Annotated in this window: 1 protein-coding gene; it reads left to right on the forward strand. The window is 44.6% G+C overall.

All coding sequences use genetic code 11. The features are described from left to right. Positions 1 to 597 (forward strand): IS3 family transposase (locus HMPREF1863_RS01495; RefSeq protein WP_068366729.1); only part of this gene is annotated, 597 nt, incomplete at both ends.

The following is a 597-nucleotide window of genomic DNA, read 5'->3' on the forward strand; positions in this document are numbered from 1 at the left end:
TTCAGTGCCAGCCGCCAAGTTTATGGTGCTCGCAAGATAAAAAGCGAATTGGCGTCTGAAAACATCATCGCATCCAGACGGCGAATACGCACCATCATGAAAAAACTACATCTGATCTCCGTTTACACAAAAGCGCAGTACAAACACCATTCTTCACAGAAAAATGAAGCCAAAACCAAAAACATCATCGACAGAAAATTCAACGAACGTTCGCCGTTGGAAGTCATCGTTTCCGATCTAACCTACGTTCGAGTGAACAATCGGTGGGCCTACGTATGCGCCATCACCGACCTCTTTAACCGCGAAGTCATAGGTTACGCCTGCGATTACTACCGCGATGCCACTCTTGTAAAAAAAGCCTTCCAAACCATAACCTATCCATTAGACGCCATCGAATACTTCCATACCGATCGAGGAAGCGAATTTAACAACCAATCCATTAATGAACTATTGGAAACACACGGCATTAAACGCTCCCTCAGCCGAGCAGGCAACCCCTATGACAACGCCGTGGCAGAAAACATCTTCAAAAGCTTCAAGACCGAATTCTTAAAACGAGAAACCTTTCAAAATCTTAGAGACCTTAACGAAAAACTC

Origin of the sequence: Aedoeadaptatus coxii (genome assembly GCF_001553115.1) — a bacterium.
GTDB lineage: Bacteria > Bacillota > Clostridia > Tissierellales > Peptoniphilaceae > Aedoeadaptatus > Aedoeadaptatus coxii.